This is a genomic window from Kitasatospora sp. NPDC059571, assembly GCF_042735675.1.
Lineage (GTDB): Bacteria > Actinomycetota > Actinomycetes > Streptomycetales > Streptomycetaceae > Kitasatospora.
This window is the reverse complement of the sequence record NZ_JBHWBW010000747.1, coordinates 1-2,203: the sequence shown is the minus strand read 5'-3', so window position 1 is coordinate 2,203 and position 2,203 is coordinate 1. Positions and strand designations below refer to the sequence as shown.

General features: G+C 77.1%; 2 protein-coding genes. One reads left to right on the top strand and one right to left on the bottom strand.

What is annotated here, in order from left to right:
* Positions 1-198 precede the first annotated feature (198 nt).
* Positions 199-1,041 (top strand): class I SAM-dependent methyltransferase, encoded by an 843-nt coding sequence (locus ACFV0G_RS38590; protein ID WP_380558332.1) that lies wholly within the window; start codon positions 199-201, stop codon positions 1,039-1,041.
* A 49-nt stretch (positions 1,042-1,090) separates the two neighbouring features.
* Here the strand turns inward: ACFV0G_RS38590 and ACFV0G_RS38585 are convergent, their stop codons facing one another.
* Complete coding sequence (locus ACFV0G_RS38585) at positions 1,091-1,942, bottom strand: EamA family transporter (protein WP_380558329.1); 852 nt, start codon at positions 1,940-1,942, stop codon at positions 1,091-1,093.
* Positions 1,943-2,203 lie beyond the last annotated feature (261 nt).

Below are 2,203 nucleotides of genomic sequence, written 5' to 3'. Positions count from 1 at the left end.
GGTGGGGGGGGCGGTCCGCGGCGCGGGCGGGCGCGCGGGCCCCCCCCCCCCCCCCCCCCGGGCGGGGCTGGGCCGCGCCGGCGGCGGCCGCCCCGTGCGCTGAACCGGTGCCGCCGGCCGGGAGCGGATAGGCTCGTGACCGTCCACACCGACACCGCGGACGCCAGGCGGCCGCGGAGGACGGACGGGAGGACGGCGATGTCCGCTGATCCGACGGCGGCCCGGACGGCCGGTCCGGACGGCTCGGCCGGGACGGGCGGCTACGGGGAGTCCCTGTTCCAGCCGTGGAAACCCGGCGAGGGCGAGCGCATCGACCTGGGTTCGCTGGCGTACGACGGGGTCACCCGGGCCCGGCTGCGGTCGCTCGGGGTCGGCCCGGGCAGCCGCTGCCTCGACGTCGGGGCCGGTACGGGGACCATCGCCCGCTGGCTGGCCGGCGAGGCCGGCGCCGCCGAGGTGCTGGCGGTGGATCGCGACGTCCGCTTCCTGGAGCCGTACGCGGGCGGTGCGTTGCGGACGCTGGCCGCGGACGTCACCGATCCGGGCTTCGATCCGGGCCGGTTCGACCTGGTGCACGCCCGCTTCGTCCTGATGCACCTCCCGGACCACCGGCGGATCATGGCCCGGCTGCGGGACCTGCTGGCGCCCGGCGGGGTACTCGTCCTGGGCGACGCGATCGACCTGACCACCGGTCACGCCCCGGACACGCCGTACCGGCTGGCCATGCGCGCCATGTGGCGGTCGCTGCGGACGACCATCGGCACCGACGTGGGGTGGACCCCGGACTACCCGCGGCTGCTGGCCGACCTCGGCCTGACCGGGGTCGGTGCGGAGGTGCACGTCCCGCCGCTCACCGCGGGCAGCCCGATCGCCGCGTTCTGGGCGGACACCTGGGACCGCAGCCGCGATGCCATGCTCGCCACCGGCCCGGTCGACGCCGCCCGGCTCGCCGAGGCCCGGGCCTCCCTGCTGGACGGCACCACCGCCGACCTCTCCCCCGGCCTGATCACCGCCTGGGGCCGCCGCCCCGCCGCCGACTGAGCCCGCCGGTCGAGCCCGCCCGGTCTCCCGGTGACGTGCCCTGAGCCGGTCAGCCGTGGACGAGTTCGAGGACGGCGATGCCGGTGAGGACGGTGGCGCTGGCGGCCAGGCGGACGTGGCCGAGGCGTTCGCGCAGGACGATCACGCCGATGAGGGCGGCGATGACGATGCTGGTCTCCCGCAGGGCGGCGATGGTGGCCAGGTCTCCGGCGGTCTGCGCCCACACCACCAGGCCGTACGCGGTGAGCGAGATGACGCCGCCGAGGATGCCCGTCCGCCGGGCGGCGGGGGAGGCGGTCCACAGCCCGCGGCCGCGCAGGGCGGCGGCGACGGTCAGCATCAGGACGCCCTGGGCGACGAACATCCAGGCGATGTAACCGCTCGCGACGCCGGCCCGGCGGACCCCCACGCCGTCCACCACGGTGTACCCCGCGATCAGCACGCCGGTGCCCACGGCCGTTGCCAGTGCGGGCAGTTGGGCACGGCCGGGCAGGCCGCCGCCGAACGCGAGGCCGGCCAGCCCGAGGGAGATGACCACGATGCCGAGCAGCCGGGCGCCGTGCAGCGGCATGCCGAGGACGGTCGCCGCGAGGAGGGCCACCACCATCGGCGAGGTGCCGCGGGCGAGCGGGTACATCTGCCCGAAGTCGCCCAGCCGGTAGGCGCGGACGAGCAGCAGTTGATAGCAGGTCTGCAGCACGGCGGAGGCGGCCAGGCACGGCCAGGCCGCGCGGTCCGGCAGGGGCGCCGCACAGGCGAGCAGCGCGCCGCAGGCCACGAACGCCGTGTTCATCAGGGCGAAGCCGGCGAGCTTGTCGGCCATTCCGTGCGCCAGGGCGTTCCACACCGCGTGCAGCAGTGCTGCGGCCAGGACCACCAACGGCACTGCTTCCGGAGTCACCGACGCCCCCCACCCGTCCAAAGTTGTCTGTACAACATTGAACACGCAGGCCCGTGCGGGCGTCAATCGGAATCCACTCCTCCACCGGCCGGCCCGGCCGCGGGCCGGAAGCGGCTCGGGCCCCCCCCGCCGGGGCGCGGGGGGGCGGACCCCGGCGCGCCCCCGCCCCCCGGGGGGCCCGGGCTCCCGGGGCGCGCGCGCCCCCGCCCCGGTGTTGCGGGTGCTCACCCCCAACCCCGGCCGGGTGGAGCAGCGGATGGT

Coding starts and splice junctions, on each gene's coding strand:
- ACFV0G_RS38590 (WP_380558332.1), top strand. CDS start 199: ATGTCCGCTGATCCGACGGCGGCCCGGACGGCCGGTCCGGACGGCTCG.